Raw genomic sequence first — 329 nt, 5'->3', positions numbered from 1 at the left:
GAACGGAAACTAACCGACGCCAAGGTCGGATCCACCGTTAATCTGACACTCCCTGATTACCGGCAGGGCTGTGCCCTGAGACTGGTGTTGGTGGTCAGGCGGGTTGTCGTGGTTCCTCGTCCCCGGTGTCGTCATGCTGGTCCGGCGGGTACAGCACCTCTTCGGGGTGGTGTGCGTGATTGATCAGCCCACGCCTACGCGGGTCCATCCCGGCCGGTGGATGCCACAGGGTCCGGCCTGGGTAGCGATGTGCTGCTGTGGTTTTGGTGGTCGACCACTTTCCTGGTCCGGTGCCGACGAGTGCGTGGTGCATGTCGCAGCCGAAGGTC

The 329-nt window shown here is 63.2% G+C and carries 1 pseudogene; it reads right to left on the bottom strand.

The annotated features are described in order from the left end of the window. Positions 1-94: 94 nt before the first annotated feature. A pseudogene (locus QM590_RS25820) lies at positions 95-329 on the bottom strand (HNH endonuclease signature motif containing protein); the annotation flags it as partial.

It is taken from the genome of Rhodococcus sp. IEGM 1372, from assembly GCF_030056835.1.
Classification (GTDB): domain Bacteria; phylum Actinomycetota; class Actinomycetes; order Mycobacteriales; family Mycobacteriaceae; genus Rhodococcoides.
This window is presented reverse-complemented; position numbering and strand designations above follow the sequence as displayed.